Raw genomic sequence first — 19,270 nt, forward strand, 5'->3', positions numbered from 1 at the left:
GCGTGTCGGGCGGTCAAGGCTTGACGCTGGTCTAACCTTGCTCTTGAATGGTGCATAACGCTTTAATCTAAACCCCATCGGAGTAATTACGTGAGCAGTAATCAGCAGCCCGTCCAGGAGTCACTCTTCGACCTCGGTCCCGACGAGGAGGTCGGCTACCGCGTGCCCATCGCCTGTCAAGTGGCCGGTATCACCTACCGCCAGCTCGACTACTGGGCGCGCACCAATCTGGTCAAGCCCTCCATCCGGAATGCGCGCGGCTCGGGATCCCAGCGCCTGTACTCCTTCCGCGACGTCCTCGTCCTGAAGATCGTCAAGCGTCTGCTCGACACCGGCATCTCCCTGCAGAACATCCGCCTGGCGGTGGAGAAGCTGCGCGACCGCGGCGTCAACGACATCGCCGAGATCACGCTGGTCTCCGACGGCACCACCGTCTACGAGTGCCGCTCCAACGACGAGGTCATCGACCTGCTCGGCGGGGGACAGGGCGTGTTCGGCATCGCCGTGCCGGGCATCATGAAGGAACTGAGCGGAACCATCTCCGCCTTCCCCTCCGAGCGTGTCGATTCGGAGGACGACTTTCGCGACAACGTGATCACCACCGACGAGCTCGCCGCCCGTCGCCAGCGCAAGTCCTCCTAGGAGGCGCGCGCCACGTCATCACCGAATCCCCGGTCCCGTCTGCTCACGTGCGGGCCGGGGATTCGGTGATTCTTTGTTCCGGGCGGTTGTCGCCGACCTGTCTTCCGGCTGCGGGGCGGGGGCGGCCTAGAGCCCCACGGTCCCGCGCACCAGGGCGGTGAGCTCCTCCGGCGTGTTCGCCCGGGTGTGGCTGTCCGCCAGTTCGGCCAGCAGCGGGTCGATACCCTCGGTCCCGACGTGGACCACGTCCAGGATCACGTTCCCGTGGCGGGAGCGCTGGAGAGCGTCCCGGAAGGTGGGATCGTCCATGTCCTGGGCGGTGGCGGAGGTGACCAGCAGTACGCGGACCGGGGCGCCGATCTCGTTGGACCGGTCGGAGGCGTTGGCGACGGCCGCGACGACCGCGGAACGGGTCTGCGGGACACCGCCGGTGCCGAAGCGCTGGATGGCGTCGGCGGCCGCCTGGCCGCCGGAGAAGTTGACGTTGCGGCGCCAGCCGTCGGTGACACCCGGGTTGATCGGGGAGGAGTAGTTCCACAGGGCGACCCCGTGTCCCTGACCACCCAGGTCCAGCGCCACGGCGGAGAGGACGTCGGCGGCGGTGGAGTAGAGGCTGCCCCCGCCGAAGGGTGCGCTCATGTTCCGGGAGGTGTCGAGCAGCAGCAGCGTGTCCGTCGCTGGCACCGGGGCCGGGGCGGGATCCTCGGCCGGCGGCTGGGTCTCCTCCGGGGCGGCCTCGGTGGTGGTCTCACTCTCGGTCCCGGGGGTCTGTTCACCTGCGGCGGCCGCCCACACGGCGGACAGGTCCGGCTGCTCGCCGGCCGGGTCCTCCGCGCTGACCCCGGAGTTCTCCTCGGCGTGGCGGGCGAACTCGGCCCCGGCTCGGGACTGCTCCTCGGAGACCTCGCCGGCCGGGTTCAGGGGGATGGCGGAGTAGAGGATCCGCGCATCGGGCAGCGCGGTGAACTCGTAGCCCTCCGGCACCGTGTTCTCCGTCACGGCGATCAGCGGGGCCTCGTCGCCGACGGCCTGCCCGACGCTGAGTTCCCGGTCGCGGGCGACCAGCTCCGGGGCGGCGTCGGCTCCCGCGAGCGCCGCGGAGGCGGTGACCGCGGCGCCGGTCTGGTCGGCGACGGGGTAGGCGACCTCGGCGGCGTCGATGTCCTCGATCGTCGGCGCCTGGCCGCGGCCGGCGACGCCCACGGTGCCTTCGGCGACAACGGGGTGTTCGGAGGAGGCGGCGGTGCGTCCGGCCTCCTCGAGGACCGCGGTGGTGGCCGGGGAGTCGGCGGCGACGTAGACGGCCGCCTCCGCCGGGTCGTCGACGAGCTGCGGGGTCACGCAGTGGTCGCGCACCACCGGGTCGGTGCCGGACCAGTCGGCCATCAGGTCCTCGGCGACCGTGGGGGAGGAGGCGGCCACGGGGAGGATCAGCTCGCCCTCGATGCACTCGCCCTCGGCCTGTGTCTGTCCCGGTTCGGCGGCGTCGCGCACCCAGAACCACCACACGAGGCCGGCGATGAGGGCGAGGATCACCACAATGGCGATGATGACGTTGGTGGAGACGGCGTAGTTGTTCTTGCCGTTGGAGTGACGACCCACGAGCGCGATCCTTCCGGTCAGTGACTAGCTTCGCAGTGTAGTGCGCTCGGCGGCGTCGATGAGTCCGACAAGCCGGTCGCGCAGCGGACGGGCGCGTTCGGCCAGCCCGCGCTGTCGTTCAACGTACTCGGCCTTGCCCTCCGGTGTCTCGATGGCCACCACGTCGAAGCCGTGGTCCCGGCAGTCGTAGGGGGAGGCCTCCATGTCCAGGATGCGGGCGTCGACCGCCAGCTCGAAGGTGTCCAGGAACAGCTCCCCGGGCACCAGCGGGCCCAGCTTGGACGCCCACTTGTACAGGTCCATGGTCGCGTGCACGCAGCCGGCCTGGTCGTTGTCGGGCTGGTCCTCGCGGGTGAGCACGGTCAGGTTCAGCGGGCGTGCGGGGGTGGTGAAGAAGCGGTAGGCGTCGAAGTGGGTGCAGCGGATCCGGTGCTGCTCGACGACCGCGTCGGTGCCCGCCGCGCCCAGCCGCAGGGGGAGGTCGTGGCGGGGGTGGTCGGACCGGTAGACCATCGCCCACTCGTGCAGGCCGAAGCAGTCGAAGCGGGACGGGTTGAGGTTGGTGCGCCGCAGCAGGCCGCGGATGTAGATCATCGAGTCCCCCCGGCGGGCCCAGAAGGCGTCGACGTCGACGGTGACGCGGTCGTCGTGACGCGTGTAGTCCCGCCAGTCCTCGTGCGGCGGCTCGCCGAGCAGCTCCACGCCGACGCCGGGGTGCCAGCGGCGCAGGTGGGCCGGGCGCACGGGGTAGTACTCGAAGAGGAAGTCGAAGACGGGGTGCTTCTCGTGCCGGCGGCGCCGCTCCAGGTGGTCGCGGGTATGGGCGTCGGCGCGGTGTTCGTGGGCGGTCATGCGCTCGCGCCAGTGGTCGGGTGTCAGCTCCATCTACCGGTCCTCGTGGGTCCAGTCGTTGACGGTGCCCACGTACTCCTCGATGAGGTCCTCGAGGGTGATCACGCCGAGGAGTTCGCCGCGGTCGCGGACCTGGGCCATGTGGGCGAAGCGGCGGTGCAGTTTGCGCAGCGCCTCGTCCATGCTGCCGGCACCGTCGACGATGGTCAGCGGGCGGATCTCGGAGCGGGGGATGACCTCGTCGCCGGTGGCGGTGGCCAGGCGGTCGAGGACGTCCTTGACGTGGAGGTAGCCGAGGAAGGCGCCGTCGCGGCCGACGACCGGGAAGCGGGAGTAGCCCGTCTCGACGACCGCCGCCTCCAGGTCTCCGACGGTGGGGCCGCGGCGGCCGAAGTCCAGGGAGCGGACCTTCTCGAGCGGGATCATGACCTCCTTGAGGCTGCGCTGCTCGGAGCGCAGGGCCTTGGCCAGGCGGGCGTGCTCCTCGGCGTCGAGCAGCCCCTCGTCGCGGGACTCCTTGATCATCGTCGCCAGCTGCGCCTGGTCCACGGTGGAGTCGAGCTCGTCCTTCTGCTCGATGCCGAAGGCGCGCAGCGTCAGGCGCGCGATCCAGTTCATGAACTCGATCAGCGGGCGGGTGATGCGCACCCACCAGAGCATTGCCGGGGTCAGCCACATCGCCAGGGTCTCGGGGCCGGCGATGGCGATGTTCTTGGGCACCATCTCGCCGAAGAGGATGTGCAGGAACGTGATCAAGCTCAGGGCGATGACGAAGGCGATGGGGTGCAGCAGGTTCTCCGGCACCCCGAGCGCCAGGAAGGGGCCCTCGATGAAGTGGGCGACCGCCGGTTCGGCGACCTTGCCCAGGATCAGCGAGGCGATGGTGATGCCGAACTGGGCGCCGGCGAGCATGATGGACAGGTGCTCGGTGGCGTGGAGGACCTTCCGGGCCGCCGGCCTGCCCTGCGCGATCAGGGACTCGATGCGGTCGCGGCGCGAGGAGATCAGCGCGAACTCGCTGGCGACGAAGAAGGCGTTGGCCGCGAGCAGGGCGACGATCAGGAGGATCGTGGTGAAGATGTTCACTGCTGGTAGGCCTCGGCTTCCTCGTCGGTGATCGGGGTCAGCGTCGCCTTGTCGATGCGGCGGTCCTCCATCACGGTCACGCGGGCGACCCAGCGCCCGCCGATGCCGGTCTCGAACTCGGCGCGGCCGGGGGAATCCGCCTGCGGGAGCAGGACGATGTCGCCGACCGCGGGCACCTTGCCCATGGCGGACATGATCAGCCCGCCCAGGGTCTCGTACGGCCCGTCGGGGGCGGTGTAGCCGATGTGCTTGTCGAGGTCGTCGACGCGCACCAGGCCGGCGACCTCCCAGGAGGAGCCGAACTGCTGGAAGTCGCGCTCGGCGTCGGCGTCGTCGTGCTCGTCGTAGACCTCGCCGAGGATCTCCTCGACGACGTCTTCGATGGTGACCAGCCCGGCGGTGCCACCGTACTCGTCGGCGATGAGCACGACCTGGGAGCCGGCCGAGCGCACGGCGTTGAGCACGGCGTCGCCGTCGAGGGTGTCCGGCAGCACCGGCACCTTCTTGGCCAGCGGCCCCAGGGTGGTGGTGGAACGGTCCTGACGCGGCACCGAGAAGGCGTCTTTGACGTGGACCACGCCGAGGGTGTCGTCCAGGTCGCCGTCGACGACGGGGAAGCGGGAGTGGCCGGTCTCCAGGGCGAGTGCGATGAGGTCGTCGACGGTGTCGTCCGCGCCGAGTGAGTCGATCGTCGAGCGCGGGGTCATGAACTCCCCGGCGGTGGCGTCGCCGAACTGCAGGGAGCGGTCGATGACCTTCGCGGTGTCCACGTCGAGGCCGCCGGATTCCGCGGAGTTGCGCACCAGGGAGCCCAGTTCCTGCGCGGAGCGGGCGGAGGCGAGCTCATCCGCGGGTTCGATGCCGAGCTTGCGGACGACGAAGTTCGCCGAGCGGTTCATGGCGTTGATGAACCACCTGAAGACCACGTTGAAGGCGTGGACCGGGTGGACCACCACGCGGGCGGTCTGCAGGGGCAGGGTGATCGCCATGTTCTTGGGCACCAGCTCGCCGAAGACCATTGACAGGAACGTCGCGACGATCAGGGCGAGGACCAGGGCGACCGCGCCGGAGGCGGAGGCCGGCAGGCCCACCAGCTCCAGGGCCGGGGTGAAGAACCGGGCGAGCACCGGCTCCGCGAGGAAGCCGGTGGCCAGGGTGGTCACGGTGATGCCCAGCTGGGCGCCGGAGAGCACGAAGGAGAGATTCTGATGGTCCCTCTGCACCGCCAGGGCGCTCCTGTCGCCCCGGTCCTTGACGTGGTTGTCCACGGTGGACCGTTCCATGCCGGTCAACGCGAACTCGATGGCCACGAACAGGCCCGTCGAGCCCGTCAACGCGACGAAGCCGAGCAGTGCGAGGATGCTTATGAGTATGTCCATTAGAATCGGCCCGCGTCACGGGGCCGGGGAATCAACTTTCTGCGTCTAGGACTGGCTGCGACGTCCGCCTGCCGAACGCCGGTTGCCCCGTCCCGGGTTTCCGTGGCCGCCACGGCCACCCTGACCGCTCTGGCCACTGCGACCCTTCTGACCGCCGCGGGAGCCACGGGATCCGCGCTGCTGGCGGCCCTGCGGGGACTGCGGGGTCTTCGACTGGGAGCCGGGAGGGGCGATCGGGATGCCCGAGGGCACCCGTGCCCCCGTGATTTTAGCCAAGGAACCGCTGTCCGGGGTGACGGAGACCTCCTCGGCGTCCACACCGGCCTTGCGCATCAGCTGCTGGACCTCCTTGCGCTGGTCGTCCATCACGAGCGTGACGACGGTGCCCTCGGTGCCGGCGCGGGCGGTGCGCCCGGCGCGGTGCAGGTAGGCCTTGTGCTCGGCGGGCGGGTCAACGTGGACGACGAGCGAGACGTCGTCGATGTCGATGCCGCGGGCGGCGATGTCGGTGGCCACGAGCACCGGCACGGAACCGTCGGTGAAGCCGGCCAGCGCGTTGGTGCGGGTGGTCTGGCCCTTGTCGCCGTGCAGGCCGAGGGCGTTGACGCCCACGCGGCGCAGCTTCTTGACCTGGCGGTCCACGCCGTGCTTGGTGCGCATGAACATGATGGTCTTACCCTCGCGGGCGCCGATGCGCAGGACGATCTCGTTGCGGGCATCGCGGTCGCCGACGAGCAGCCGGTAGTGGGTCATCGTGTCGACGCTCGCCTCCACCGGGGCGGTCGAGTGCGTGACCGGGTCGGTGAGGTAGCGGTCGACGAGTTTCTGCACGTCACCGTCGAGGGTGGCGGAGAACAACAGGCGCTGGCCGTTTTTCGGGGTCTTGTCGAGCAGGCGGCGGACCTGGGGGAGAAAGCCCATGTCGGCCATGTGGTCGGCCTCGTCGAGGGCGGTGACCGCGACGTCGTCGAAGGAGAGCTTGCCCTGATCCACGAGGTCCTGGGCGCGGCCCGGGGTGGCCACCAGCAGGTCGACGGGTGCGGCCAGCGACCGGATGTGGCGGTTGATGTTCACGCCGCCGACGACATCGAGGGTGCGCAGGCCCACCGCGGCGGCCGCCGGGTCGAGGCGCTCGCGCACCTGGGCAGCGAGCTCACGGGTGGGCACGAGCACCAGGCCACGCGGGCGGCCGGGTTTCGACGCCCCGGACTCGGCCAGGCGGGTGAGCATCGGCAGGCCGAAGGTGAAGGTCTTGCCGGAGCCGGTCGGGCCGCGCCCGAGGACGTCGCGGCCGGCGAGTGCGTCCGGGATGGCGGCGGCCTGGATGGGGAAGGGCTCGGTGATGCCCTCGCGCTGGAGCTCACGCACGATGGGAATGGGCAGGCCGAGATCCTTGAAGGTTGTCATTGGGGGAAGTGTAGTCCCTTGCCCGTGAAAGTCCGTGGTCGCCATGGTTGCGGCTGGTGGCCACCGACGCCCGTCCGAGCCCACCCCTTATGCCGGGGACTGGCCCTCCGGCTCATCCCGGGTCCCGTTGTCCTCGGCCGGTGACGCGCCGAACAGGCGGTCCACCCAGGTACCGGAGAGAGACCAGTGCGGCAATGGATGCGGTGATCGCCCCGCTGAGCAGTGACGGCCAGTGCCCGTCGAGCAGCGGCGGGGCCACGATCGCCGCCACCGAGATGGTGCAGGTCCACGGCAGCAGCCAGGAGGGGCGACGGGTGCGGAACACTACTGCCCACACCGCGAGCCCGGCCAGGATGACCCAGCCGACGGTTGGGCCGTGGCGCCCGGAGTGCCCGGTGAGCTCCTGCCCGGCACCGAGGACAAACAGGGCGGCGGTGGCGGAGTCCACGTCTCGCACGGTGCCCGTACACTTTCTGCGCCACGGGCGCGTACCGCCGGTGAACGACGCTCCGCCCCTGCCGCTTGATTCGGTGCGGCAGGGGCGGGCGTCGGTGAGCGGGAGGCCCGGGAGGCCTAGGACGGGATCTCGGTGCGGTCGCCGGACCACAGGGTGTGGAAGGCGCCCGGCTTGTCCACGCGCTCGTAGGTGTGGGCGCCGAAGAAGTCGCGCTGGCCCTGGATCAGGGCGGCGGGCAGGCGCTCGGCGCGCAGCGAGTCGTAGTAGGACAGCGAGGAGGCGAAGACCGGGACCGGCAGGCCCAGCTGGGTGGCCAGGATGACCACCCGGCGCCAGGAGTCGACCAGATCGCCCATCTCACCCTTGAAGTAGGGGTCGAGCAGCAGGGACTCGACACCCGGGTTGGTGTCGTAGGCCTCCTTGATGCGGTCGAGGAACTTCGCGCGGATGATGCAGCCGCCGCGCCAGATGGTGGCCAGGTCGCGCGGATCGATGTCCCAGTTGTTCTCGTCGGAGCCGGCCTTGATCTCGTCGAAGCCCTGGGCGTAGGCCACCAGCTTGGAGGCGTAGAGGGCGCGGCGGACGTCCTCGACGAACTGTCCACGGTCGACGCCGAGGGCCTCCAGGGTGGTCAGTTCGCCGCCGGGCAGGTTGCCGATGGTGGCGTTGCGCTGTTCGCGGGCCCCGGACAGGCCGCGGGCGAAGACGGCCTCGCCGATGCCGGTGACGGGGATGCCCAGGTCGAGGGCGGCCTTGACGGTCCAGCGTCCGGTGCCCTTCTGGCCGGCGGCGTCGACGATGACGTCGATGAGCGGCTTGCCGGTCTCGGCGTCGACCTGGGAGAGCACCTCGGCGGTGATCTCGATGAGGTAGGAGTCCAGGTCGCCTTCGTTCCAGTTCTTGAAGACCTCGGCGATCTCGGCCGGTTCCATGCCGGCGGCGTAGCGCAGCAGCTGGTAGGCCTCGCCGATGACCTGCATGTCGGCGTACTCGATGCCGTTGTGGACCATCTTGACGAAGTGGCCGGCGCCGTCCGGGCCGATGTGGGTCACGCACGGCACGCCGTCGACCTCGGCGGCGATGGACTCGAGCAGCGGGCCGAGGGACTCGTACGACTCGGCAGGACCACCCGGCATGATGGACGGGCCGTTGAGCGCGCCCTCCTCGCCGCCGGAGATGCCGGCGCCGACGAAGTGGATTCCCTTGGCGGACATCTCGGCCTCGCGGCGGATGGTGTCGGTGTAGAGGGCGTTGCCGCCGTCGATGATGATGTCGCCCTCGTCCATCTCGTTGGCCAGCTCGTTGATCACCGCGTCGGTGGCGGGGCCGGCCTTGACCATGATGATCGCCCGGCGGGGGCGCTCGAGGGTGGCGACGAAGTCCTTGACGGTCTTCGAGGGGAGGAAGTTGCCGGTCGTGCCGAAGTCGCTGATGAGTTGGTCGGTGCGGGCCGTGCTGCGGTTGTAGACGGCGACCGTGTGGCCGTTGCGGGCGAAGTTGCGGGCGAGGTTGGAGCCCATGACGGCCAGTCCAACCACACCGATCTGCGCGAGGGAATCAGGTTTGCTCATGTGTTCTGAGTCTACGCGGGCGCGCGGGAGGTTGTCAGCGGAAATGCCGAAAAGATCATATCATTTGGGCGGCGGTACCCTCAGCCCCATGGAACTGATGGACCTGATCACCCGCGCGGCCTCCTCGGAGCAGGGCCTCGACGCCGCCGGCCTCGCCGACTTCAACGCCGCCAACACCGGCCTCGACGCACACCTGGGCATCCGCTACACCCACCTCGCCGCCGACCGCGTGACCGCCGAACTCCCCGTCACCGAGCAGCTCCTGCAACCGGTCGGACTGGTCAACGGGGGAGTGTACTGCTCCCTGGCCGAATCCCTCGGCTCCATGGCCGGGGTGGCCGCCGCGGGAGGCCGGCCGGTCGTCGGGGTCAACAACAACACCGACTTCATCGCCTCCGTGCGTGCCGGGATCATCGAGGCGGAGGCCACCCCCGTTCAGGTCGGCCGCCGCACCCAGATCTGGCAGATCCGCATGACCCACCGCGGCAAGCTCGTCGCCCGCTCGACACTGCGGACCATGGTGCTCTAGTCCGCCACGGGCACTTCACGGGCCTCGACAGCCGCGTCGCCGCGCACCCGTGCCACGAAGGCGAGGCGGGCGGAAACTCGTCGGGGTGCATTTTCCCACGACAGGTGACATGTCATGCTTCTCGGAACAGGCATTATGCACCCGCCGGATTCAGGAAATACACCTCCCGGACAAGACAGCTACACCTCACGGGCCTCGACACGCATCCCACCCGCACGCAACCGCGCCAGGTACGGCCCGCCCAGCCCCGTGGCGGGCGTGAGCACCCCGGCACGCTCAGGAAGCGCCTCAACGTCACGGACCAGGGTGAGCGCGGCCTGCGCCAGCATCATCGCGGTCACCTCGTAACCCGGGTCCCCCTGCGCGGAGACCGTGCACTCGAACACCCGCCCGTCAACGGTCTTCCCACGGTGGACCACGGTGAACCGCCCGTTACGGCGGGCCTCCTCGTCCGGCCCCTCGCCCGGCTCCGGGATCCAGCGCGAGAGCAGCGGACGCAGGCGCTTGTTCCGGATGGCCTTGAACAGCGCCGCGGTCGCCACGCCCAGAGCGTAGGCCTTCAGCCGACCTGCCCACCCCGGGCCCGTCGCCCAGCCCTCCTTGTAGATCAGACGCTCACCCCAGGCATGCCCCAACAGCGAATTCGACCGCCGTACCACGCGGGTGTTGTACATCGCCATGAAGAACGGACCGGACCACCCACGCTCGCCGAGGTCACGGATCTCGAAGTCCTTCTCCAGGCCCTCGATACGCGGCTCCTCCTCCGGCACCGGCGACAGCGTGTACGGATGATGCAGGATCCGCCCCTTCGCCCGGGAACTACGCGCCTCCGCCGAAACCGCCCGCATCGAATCGACCGTGCCACCGGACAGACCACCCTTCAGGTCCGTGACGAGCATGGTCACCTCTTCAAACGGCGTGCCCGCCGCCGCGTGGAGGGCGAACATCCCCATGTCCGAGGGCACCGAGTCAAAGCCACAGGAATGCACGATGCGCGCCCCCGTCCGCTCTGCGACGTCGTGGTGGGCGTCGACGGAATCCCGCACGAACAACGCCTCACCCGCCAGATCCACGTAGTGCGTGCCCGCCGCGGCACACAACCCCACCAACGGCTCACCGAGCCGGGTATAGGGCCCCACGCACGAGATGACCACGCGCGTGCGCTCCACCATCGCCCGCAGCTGCCCCTCATCCTTCGCATCCGCGGCAATAACCGGCCAATCCACCCCCAACTCGTCCCGGAGGGCCGCCAGGCGCGCCGGGCTACGGCCGGACAAGGCGACCGCGGCGTCGGGATGGTGCTCGGCCAGGTAGGCGGCGGTGAGCCGGCCGATAAAGCCGGTGGCGCCGTGGACGGTGATGTCGGTGATGTCAATGTCACGTTCGGTCATGGAGCCTCACCGTACCGGCAGACGGAGTGGCTAGAGCCAGTTCTTGCGGCGGAACCACCACCACAGCAAGCCGACGATGAGCACGATGACACCGAGGACGACGTAATAGCCGTACTCCCAGTGCAACTCCGGCATGTGATCGAAGTTCATGCCGTAGATACCCGCGATCAGCGTCGGCGCCGCGGCCATGCCCACCACCGCCGAGATGGTGCGCATGTCCGAGTTCTGCTGCAGAGTGATCTTCGCGACCGACGCGTCAATCAGCGAGGACAGACGCTCGTCGAAACCCGCGACCTGGTCGGCGGCGATACTGCCGTTGTCCATGACATCACGGAAGTAGGAGCGCAACTGCTTGCCCAGCAGATCCTTGTTGTCCGTGGTCAGCGACCTCAATGCGGGCACCAGGGGAGCGATCGCATGCCGCATCTCCAGGATCTCCCGCTTGAGCGTGTAGATCTGCTCAATGTTGAACCGCGAGCCCGGGGTGAAGACCTCCTCCTCCAGGCGGTCGACCTCCTCCGAGAGCAGCGTGCTGATCCGCCCGTACTCCTCCACGAGATGATCCGCGACCGCCCACACCATCGCCGAGGGGCCCATCGCACACAGCTCCGGATCCTCCTCCAACCGGAGATCAAGCCGGGGCAGGACCGTGCCGTGCCGGATGGTGATGATGAAATCCGGCCCCAGCACCATCTGCACCTCACCCGTCTCGATGATCTGCCGGGTGTTGGACACCGTCTCCTTGTCCGCATACGTCACCGAACGCACGACGATGAACAACTGATCGTCGTAGCGCTCCACCTTCGGCCGCTGATGGGCGGAGACGACGTCCTCCACGATCAGCTCGTGGATGCCGAACTGCGCGGCGATCTTCTGCATCTGATCCTCATCCGGACCCTGCAGCCCCAACCACACGAAACCCTCGCCACGCCCCGAGGTCTCCGCCAGCGCCGAACCCGGCGTGAACTCACCCGGCAGCCGACGACCGCCGACGAACACCCGGCAGTGGTCGATGGCGCGTTCCACCGGGACGCGCAGCCGACCCGGGGGACGACCGGTGGAACGGACAGCGGGACGCCGACCCAGCGGGAGACGGGCGCGCTCGAAGGGCGTCGGCATCGGCGCGACCACCTCTCTCATTGACTCGGCACAGGGGCTTGAGAACGCCCCCAAGCATAACCACCGCCTACTCCTATACTGGTCCCATGGCCACCTGGAGAGAAGTTACCGCCGCAAACCCCGACCACTCGGAGAACTACGCACGCCGCTGGAAGACGATGGAGGCTCAGGGCCACGACATCCACGGCGAGGCCCGGCTCATCGACGCCATGGCCGAACGCGGCTCCCGCATCCTCGACGCCGGCTGCGGCACCGGCCGACTCGGCGGCTACCTCATCCGCCAGGGCCACACGGTCGTGGGCACCGACCTCGACCCCGTGCTCATCGACCACGCACGGGCCGACCACCCTGACGGACGCTGGGAGGTCGGGGACCTCAGCGCCGACGAGATCCCCGAGGGCAACTTCGACCTCGCCGTCTCCGCCGGCAACGTCATGGGCTTCCTCGCCGAAGAAGGACGCAAGCCCGCCCTGGCGAACATCACCCGCTCCCTGTCCCACGGCGGCCGCTTCGTCGTCGGCTTCGGCGCCGGCCGCGGCTGGGGCTTCGACAACTTCATCGCCACCGCCCGGGAAGCCGGCCTCGAGCTGGAAAACGTCTTCGAGTCCTGGGACCTCAAGCCCTTCACCGAGGACTCCAACTTCCTCGTCGCGGTGTTCCACCGGCCGTAGGTCCTGTTACGAAAGCCGTTTGAGACATCGGTCGATGTTGGCGACCCGGATGGTTGTCCGAAACCGGACGGTGGGTTTGTCGTAGGGGACCACGCCTCGTTTGTGTCTGAGCGCGTTGGAACACCGCTCCACGACGTTGCGTCCCTTGTGAGCCTCTGCGTCGAAGAACGGTGGTCGGCCACCCCGGCGACCCCGGGCTCTACGGTATCTGACCTGGTCGTCTTTGACCGGGATCGTGGCCTTGATGCCTCGGCAGCGCAAATACGCCGGTTCGCCCGTGAGAACCACGCCTTGTCTGCCGGCACCCGCTCCGGTCTCGTACGTGGCCTGCCCCGGCCCGGACGGGCCGCCCGGATCCGCCTCAGTACCGGAATCAGCCGCGCGCTGTCACCGGCTTGGCCGGCGGTGAGCGTAAATGAACACTGACTGCAGGCGCCGGGCGCAGGCCAGATGGATCTTGGTTGAGAAGCCTTCCCCAGGGACGACCCAGCACGTGATCGTCAGGTTAATCGTTGATTCGTTGCACCGACTCCCGGCGGGCACCGGCGGTGTGGACATGAGCGCGTGCAGTGCGGAGCCCACTGTGAGGCATCCCTGGCTTGGGTGGAGAAGTAGGTACCTCGCTCCGGGCAGGTAGCAGCTGATAAGCACCACCGCATCCGAACGGACTCACCTGCCACCACCGGGGTGCTGGTGAAGTGGGGGGAGCCTGTCAGCGACGTCGAACCCGTCGAGGTCACCGGCTCCACCACGGGCGGGAGGGCGACGGCGTCGACAGGGGCGTCCGCTTCCCACCATCGCCCACGCTCTCACCCTGCGGGTGCTGCTCAACAAGACCGGGCAGCTCGCGGAGATCTTCACCGTCAAGATGCTAAGCAGGCTGGCGGCAGGTGCTCGAGGACCACCTCTACGACGGCCTTGATCTCGAACCGCTCTACGCGTCTGATTCCCATGTCAGTAACGGTCGGCACCATCCGAAGGCCGGGGTAGCGATGGACTTCGTCTCCTGGTTCACGCCCCTTAATCCGCGGCAGCGGCTGACCCCCTTTGCCACAACCTGAAGTTCAGTACAGCAGTCCCACCTCCTTTCATGGCACGTATCCCTCCAGGGTGAGGGGTGATGCACCTCATTTTTGCGAGACATAAAATAGTTTTTATGTTTGGCTTGGAAACGTGAATCAAGGACAAGCAAAGAACAAGCTCGCTGCTATCGTCGCTGCCCGTTCCCTTGCTCTGGCCAGCTGTTCTGTCCCGCAGGCAGACACAGAGGAGGGGGAGGAGGAATTTTAGCGGCGGTGGACCTTTCCTGCAGGAACGTGGCCGAAACCACCGGCTACCTGGAGGCGCTTCCCGCCGCAGCACGAACTCAGAACCTGATGATCCCCGTGTACTCCACTGAGGTGGTGCTCGCCGAGCCTGACGAGGAAATACCTGCTGGCTTCGTCTACTTCTCGGTGGATCGTTTATCAACCAGACCCGTGAGTGCTTCTACCACGGCCTGACCACCTGCCCGGGCGAGCTGCGCGCCGCTGCGGTTAAGGTGGATATCACCGACGCGGGCAACGGGGAAGTGCTCGTGTCGGCATCGGCGACCACCTTTGACGACGGTTTCGGGGACATCCCCGACCGTCTTGAACAAGGGTCGACACGGACGACGAGACTGATTTCCTCACGTGTCTTCCCTTGGAGGCCAACGTCGCAGACATGATGGAACAGTGGACAGCGCTTCCCGACGGCGACGGGCATGAACCGAAATCGTGGTTGATGTTGTCTGAACCTTACGGGGCGACTGCCGCAGCAGCACGCACTGCCGCAACAAAGATGCAGCTGGGATTACCAGCCGCCGCTCGCGGAGCGCGTGGGGTATGAGCGAAGGTCAGGCAAGTGGCCTCACAACCACATGGTGAACAGTTGGTTTAACCGGTGGTGTGGTTACAGGATCGGACTGCCGCCGGTGACGGCGACCCGGGCTCCGGAGACGTAGCTGCCGTCGTCGGAGGCGAGCAGCACGTAGACCGGGGCGAGCTCGGCGGGCTGGCCCGCCCGGCCCAGCGGCGCCTGCTGGCCGAAGGACGTCACCTGTTCCGGAGGCAGGGTGGACGGGATCAGTGGCGTCCAGATGGGTCCAGGGGCCACGCTGTTGACCCGGATGCCCTTCTCGCCGAGCAGCTGGGCGAGGCTGGCGGAGAAGTTGGCGATTGCCGCCTTGGTTGCCGCATAGGGGGCCAGCGTCGGGGTCGGTGAGTCTGAGTTGACCGAGGAGCTGCCGATGACCGATGAGCCTGGGGCCATGTGTGGCAGGGCCGCCTTCACGAGGTAGAAATAGGCGCCGACGTTGAGCCGAAACGTGTAGTCCCATTCCTCGTCGGAGATATCCTCGAGGTTCTCGTGGGTCATCTGATAGGCGGCGTTGGAGACGAGCACGTCGATCTTGCCGAACTCCTGAACGGCCTTCTCGATGACCGACCGGCAGTGGGCGGGGTCGGACAGGTCGCCCGGGACGAGCACAGCCTTCCGTCCGGCTTCCTCGACGAGCCGGGCGACCTCCTGGGCGTCCTCCTCCTCGTTGAGATAGGAGATGAGGACGTCGGCGCCCTCACGTGCGAACGCGATGGCGACGGCGCGGCCGATGCCGCTGTCACCGCCTGTAACAATTGTGGCCTTGCCTTCCAGCTTTCCCGACCCGCGGTAGCTCTGCTCGCCGCAATCCGGGACGGGGGTCATCTCCGACTGGACGCCGGGGACTTTCTGCTGCTGTTCGGGATAACTCATGACGTGCTCCTTCGACGGTCCTGGTTCCTGACAGTGCACGTGCCGGTCGACAGGCTCGGCCGATAATCGGCACGCTACCTACTATACGAGATGCGACTTACAGAAGTAGTGGAACTTATCTGTGAGCGGCAAGCAGAAGCCAACAGCAAAGCTCATCTGGTCCGGATCAGCCCCGACGGCAAGAATGCATCGCGGTGCAGACCAGTGACCTGGGAACCATCCGCTTTTGGTGTCCCCAGGTAACCGATTAACGTCACTATATTCTCCCGCCGCCGATACCGCGGTTATCCATACGTAAAAGGCATCGAATAAGTAGTCTCGACTCATCCATGGGAACATGTACTTTCGAGATGAGTGCTTCGACGACGGTCGCCGACTTCTCAGGTGAGTCTTCCCGGCGGGGTTTCCCTGTCTTCAAACGGTCATCAGGAGAGCATCATGGCACTCTTGATCGTCCTCGAATCCCGGTCCACCGGCTTGTCAGCGTCCAGGCTTTCGGGGCCCACGTGCATCGGACCGTCAGGATCGTCGATGAGACCGGGTCCCGGCCCGGAAGGGCAGGGCGAGGGTGCAGCCCGGTAGGTCGACGATGCTGAGGTGGTCGACCGGTTCACCGGGCAACACTGACGATGATGGGGAGGGCTGAACTGCGCGTACATTCGGTGTGGAGGAAGAACTGCTGTTGGTTGACGCGGCCACCCTGTCTCCGCTGCCCACCGCCCCTGGTCCGGTTACCCCACACCTGGTGCAAAGTCCCCGCTTCCGCAGAGTCAGGGAACTGTTCGGACTCACCGCCGCCGAGCAGCTCACCTGTGCTTTCCACGTCCACGTGACGGTGGGGTCACGGGAGGAAGGCGTGGCCGTACTCGACCGGGACGGGTATGACTGCCGGTGCTACTGGCGTTGAGCGCCAACTCCCCGTTCTGGCGTGGGACCGATACGGGATTCGCCTCCTACCGTTACCAGGCCTGGAACCGGTGGCCCATGACCGGGCCGACCGATTTTTTCGGCTCGGCCGACGCCCACGACCGCCAGCAGGCCGTCCTGCTGGACACTCAGGTGCCCCTGGATGCGGGCATGCTCTACTTCGACGCGCGCCTGTGCGAACACCAGCCCACTCTCGAGGTGCGGGTGGCCGACGTGAGTCTGGAGGCGGAGCACGCCGCCGTAATCGCCACGATGATCCGCGCCCTGGCCGAGGCCGCCGCCCGTGCCTGGCAAGCCGGTGTCCCATCGCCCCGCACACCGACGTCCGCGATACGGGCCTGGTCGTGGCAGGCCAGCTGTTACGGGATCGAGGAGCAGCTGATCGATCCTGCCACCGGCACCCCGGCCCCGGCCGCTGATGTGGTCGCCGGTCTCCTGGACAACCTCCGTCCGGTCCTGGCCGAGTACGGGGAGGACACGGCCGTGGAATCAGTGGGGGAGGACATACTGCGGGGCGGCTCCGGGGCGCGGCGCCAGCGCGAGACATACGCGCTCCGCCACGACCTGCGCGATGTCGTGTCCTTCGCCCTGGAGACGACCCACCGCGACGGGCCTGCCGGGAGTACCCGACGTGAGTAGCGTGCAGGGGTCAGGCCGGGGAGGACCCCTGCATTCCGAACCGGAAATTCCTCTTCAAGAAGCCGGCGTACCCCGGATCCTCCAGGCTGTAGGGCAGCTCAGCGGGAACGAGAGGAGCAACAGCCTCACACCGGCTCCCAAAGAACTTCTTCCTGCATCCTGTCGCCACGCCTTCCCCAGTGTTTCCCTGATACTACCGGGGGAAGGGCGAGCGAGGCCTTTCCGAGAGCGTCACACGTAGCTAGTGACGATATCTTGCACGGCAGGTTCAGAGGCCATTCCGACCGTCATCTGAAGCTACGAAACAGTCACCAAACGAAGCTGCAAGCCACACACCCGCCCGCAGAATCGACCCGGCGAAACCGGGCTAAACCGCCCATGCCACTACCAGGCCCGGTCCGCCTGGGCGAAGAACTCCCGCTCATGCACACACGCACTCAGATACGCCTCCGCGGCCTGCACCCGCTCCACCACAGTCGCCCCGACCAGCCCCTGTTCCACCCGGGCGATGGCGCGCCGGGTTCCGTCGAGGAACTCCTGGCTGCTGTACATGTCGAGCCAGGCCCGGTAGGGGTGCCCGGCGTGATTGTGCGCGGCCAGTTCCAGGCCGATCTCGGCGTAGAGCCAGTAGCAGGGAAGCACCGTCGCGGTGCCAACCACGTAGGGGTTGATGTGGCAGGAGGCGACGAGGAAGTCGGTGTAGGCCAGCGTCACGGGGGAGGTGCCGGTCTCCGGCAGATCGCGGTGCGCCAGCCAGCTGTTGTGCAGCTCCTTCTCCGCGACGATGCAGTCGGTGGCGCCGCGGGCCCAGTCGACCTGGGCCTCGGCGTCGGGTGCGATCGTCGACAGGTGCGCCTGGGCGCGTGAGTACCGGTTGAGGTACGCCGCATCCTGCGCGAGGTAGAAGTTGAAGTCCTCCTCCGGCAGGGTGCCGTCGCGCAGACCCCGGATGAACGGCAGGTCCATGATCTCGGCCCACAGGCCGCCGGTGGCCTCCCAGAGCGCGGCCGTGTACGGGCCGGCAGGGGCAATCCGCGCCCTGGGGGAGGGAGTGGGGGACGGTGCGACCAGCTGTCCGGGACCGGAGCCGTCGAGTGCGGGCCGGGCCAGGTGCTCCCAGGCCCGGGTGGAGGCCGCGGCGGCCAGGCGGCGGTCCCGGTGGAAGTGGTCCACAGGGCCGGTTCCGGTGCCCACGTTGAGTTCCGCGGCGTGACGGATGGCCTCGTGCAGCCAGCGGGTGGACCAGGCCAGGGCCTTGTCCACCGGTTCGCCGGCGGCCAGGCGGGTGGCCAGCGCCGAGGACAGGGAACATCCGGTGCCATGGGTGTGGGGGGTGTCCACCCGTGGGCTGGCCACGTGGTGGATGGTGCCGTCCGGGGTGACCACCGCGTTGTCGGCCTGCGGCCCGGTCAGGTGCCCGCCCTTGACGATCACCGTGGTGGAATGCGTCGCGGCGAAGCCGGCCGCCTGTCGGAGAGCCTCGTCGAGGTCGGTGGCCATGGGCTGGCCGACCAGCACGCCGAGCTCGCGGAGGTTCGGGGTGACCACGTCGGCCCGGGTCGCCAGGTCGCGGACGGCGATTTCGGCGTCCTCGGCCAGCAGCCGGTCACCGCTGGTGGCGATCATCACCGGGTCGAGCACCACGACCGGCACCGGGTGCTCCTCCAGCCAGCGGGAGATGAGGGCAACGGTGCGTGCGTCGCCGAGCATGCCGATCTTGACGGCGTCGACGGTCACATCGTCGAAGACGGACTCCAGCTGCTCGGTCAGGAACTGAAGCGGCGGGGTGTGCACGGAACGCACGCCGTGGGTGTTCTGGGCGACGAGCGAGGTGACCACGCTCATCCCGAATCCGCCGGCCGCGCCGATGGACTTCAGGTCGGCCTGGATTCCGGCGCCGCCGGTGGGGTCGGTGCCGGCGATGGACAGCACCCGGGGGACGGCCACCCCGGGAAACTCCGTGTGGGCCGGGCGGGCATCGAGTACGGGCAGGCGTGAGGAAGCCAAGACAATCCCTTCGCTAGTACGAGCTAGAGCAGGTTCAGTGGGTCTGATCTCAGCGCGCCGGCGGCGCGCACCCCAATGTCGTTGGCTCGACCGTAGCAGAAGGCGATTGCGCGGGGTGGGGGGGATGGGGGAGGAGGACCGGACAAGGCTCAAACAGTGCTTGAGGCACAAGATCAACTGAAGTGATCTTGTGCCTCAATGGTGGAACGGCGGATCGGC

General features: G+C 68.0%; 18 protein-coding genes and 1 riboswitch. Of the genes, 7 read left to right on the plus strand and 11 right to left on the minus strand.

Annotated elements, in window-relative coordinates; translation table 11 throughout:
• The first annotated feature begins 90 nt into the window (after positions 1-90).
• Complete coding sequence (locus A605_RS07205) at positions 91-642, plus strand: MerR family transcriptional regulator (protein WP_015400841.1); 552 nt, start codon at positions 91-93, stop codon at positions 640-642.
• 126 nt (positions 643-768) lie between these two features.
• Here A605_RS07205 and A605_RS07210 read toward each other — a convergent pair whose 3' ends face one another.
• The 7 genes from A605_RS07210 to gndA all read right to left on the minus strand — a co-directional run bounded on the left by A605_RS07210 (position 769) and on the right by gndA (position 8,996).
• On the minus strand, positions 769-2,244 hold the full coding sequence (locus A605_RS07210; RefSeq protein WP_015400842.1) for a vWA domain-containing protein: 1,476 nt from the start codon (positions 2,242-2,244) through the stop codon (positions 769-771).
• Between the two features lie 24 nt (positions 2,245-2,268).
• Positions 2,269-3,129, minus strand: a complete 861-nt coding sequence (locus A605_RS07215; RefSeq protein ID WP_015400843.1) for a hypothetical protein — start codon at positions 3,127-3,129, stop codon at positions 2,269-2,271.
• Entirely contained in the window at positions 3,130-4,182 is a 1,053-nt protein-coding gene (locus A605_RS07220; protein ID WP_015400844.1) for a hemolysin family protein, read from the minus strand. It abuts the gene before it with no gap.
• Positions 4,179-5,561 carry a hemolysin family protein gene (locus A605_RS07225; RefSeq protein WP_015400845.1) on the minus strand — a complete coding sequence of 461 codons (1,383 nt, stop codon included), beginning with the start codon at positions 5,559-5,561 and terminating at the stop codon, positions 4,179-4,181. Before A605_RS07225 ends, A605_RS07220 begins: the two co-directional genes overlap by 4 nt.
• A gap of 45 nt (positions 5,562-5,606) precedes the next feature.
• The gene (locus A605_RS07230) at positions 5,607-6,968 is read right to left on the minus strand and encodes a DEAD/DEAH box helicase (protein ID WP_015400846.1); all 1,362 of its coding nucleotides are present in this window, start codon (positions 6,966-6,968) and stop codon (positions 5,607-5,609) included.
• Between the two features lie 112 nt (positions 6,969-7,080).
• Entirely contained in the window at positions 7,081-7,416 is a 336-nt protein-coding gene (locus A605_RS07235) for a hypothetical protein (RefSeq protein ID WP_015400847.1), read from the minus strand.
• A gap of 125 nt (positions 7,417-7,541) precedes the next feature.
• Positions 7,542-8,996: an NADP-dependent phosphogluconate dehydrogenase gene (gndA, locus tag A605_RS07240; protein WP_015400848.1), complete on the minus strand. Its 1,455-nt coding sequence runs from the start codon at positions 8,994-8,996 to the stop codon at positions 7,542-7,544.
• Between the two features lie 88 nt (positions 8,997-9,084).
• On the opposite strand from gndA, the gene A605_RS07245 reads away from it, so the two are divergent.
• Positions 9,085-9,525: a PaaI family thioesterase gene (locus A605_RS07245; RefSeq protein WP_034990180.1), complete on the plus strand. Its 441-nt coding sequence runs from the start codon at positions 9,085-9,087 to the stop codon at positions 9,523-9,525.
• Positions 9,526-9,704: 179 nt separating this feature from the next.
• On the opposite strand, the gene A605_RS07250 is transcribed toward A605_RS07245, so the two are convergent.
• Both A605_RS07250 and corA read right to left on the minus strand, forming a co-directional pair.
• A complete protein-coding gene (locus A605_RS07250; RefSeq protein WP_015400850.1) occupies positions 9,705-10,916 on the minus strand; it encodes a saccharopine dehydrogenase family protein in 1,212 nt (403 codons plus the stop codon).
• A 30-nt stretch (positions 10,917-10,946) separates the two neighbouring features.
• On the minus strand, positions 10,947-12,035 hold the full coding sequence (corA, locus tag A605_RS07255; RefSeq protein WP_034990357.1) for a magnesium/cobalt transporter CorA: 1,089 nt from the start codon (positions 12,033-12,035) through the stop codon (positions 10,947-10,949).
• An 86-nt stretch (positions 12,036-12,121) separates the two neighbouring features.
• Between corA and A605_RS07260 the strand changes: the two genes are divergently transcribed.
• From A605_RS07260 to A605_RS16040, 4 genes are all read left to right on the plus strand, one after another.
• On the plus strand, positions 12,122-12,706 hold the full coding sequence (locus tag A605_RS07260; protein ID WP_027004159.1) for a class I SAM-dependent DNA methyltransferase: 585 nt from the start codon (positions 12,122-12,124) through the stop codon (positions 12,704-12,706).
• A gap of 890 nt (positions 12,707-13,596) precedes the next feature.
• On the plus strand, positions 13,597-13,767 hold the full coding sequence (locus A605_RS15485; protein ID WP_154653284.1) for a hypothetical protein: 171 nt from the start codon (positions 13,597-13,599) through the stop codon (positions 13,765-13,767).
• Between the two features lie 255 nt (positions 13,768-14,022).
• Positions 14,023-14,208, plus strand: coding sequence for a hypothetical protein (locus A605_RS07265; protein ID WP_149029394.1), 186 nt, complete (start codon positions 14,023-14,025; stop codon positions 14,206-14,208).
• A 17-nt stretch (positions 14,209-14,225) separates the two neighbouring features.
• Positions 14,226-14,414, plus strand: a complete 189-nt coding sequence (locus A605_RS16040) for a hypothetical protein (protein ID WP_425277966.1) — start codon at positions 14,226-14,228, stop codon at positions 14,412-14,414.
• A 224-nt stretch (positions 14,415-14,638) separates the two neighbouring features.
• Here A605_RS16040 and A605_RS07270 read toward each other — a convergent pair whose 3' ends face one another.
• Positions 14,639-15,478, minus strand: a complete 840-nt coding sequence (locus A605_RS07270) for an SDR family oxidoreductase (protein ID WP_015400855.1) — start codon at positions 15,476-15,478, stop codon at positions 14,639-14,641.
• An 891-nt stretch (positions 15,479-16,369) separates the two neighbouring features.
• Here A605_RS07270 and A605_RS07275 point away from each other — a divergent pair.
• Positions 16,370-17,044: a carboxylate-amine ligase gene (locus A605_RS07275; RefSeq protein ID WP_244429015.1), complete on the plus strand. Its 675-nt coding sequence runs from the start codon at positions 16,370-16,372 to the stop codon at positions 17,042-17,044.
• 384 nt (positions 17,045-17,428) lie between these two features.
• Here the strand turns inward: A605_RS07275 and A605_RS07280 are convergent, their stop codons facing one another.
• Entirely contained in the window at positions 17,429-19,051 is a 1,623-nt protein-coding gene (locus A605_RS07280) for a bifunctional hydroxymethylpyrimidine kinase/phosphomethylpyrimidine kinase (protein ID WP_425277960.1), read from the minus strand.
• A riboswitch (TPP riboswitch) is annotated at positions 19,040-19,136 on the minus strand. (Overlaps the previous gene by 12 nt.)
• Positions 19,137-19,270 lie beyond the last annotated feature (134 nt).

Origin of the sequence: Corynebacterium halotolerans YIM 70093 = DSM 44683, assembly GCF_000341345.1 — a bacterium.
GTDB classification, from domain to species: domain Bacteria; phylum Actinomycetota; class Actinomycetes; order Mycobacteriales; family Mycobacteriaceae; genus Corynebacterium; species Corynebacterium halotolerans.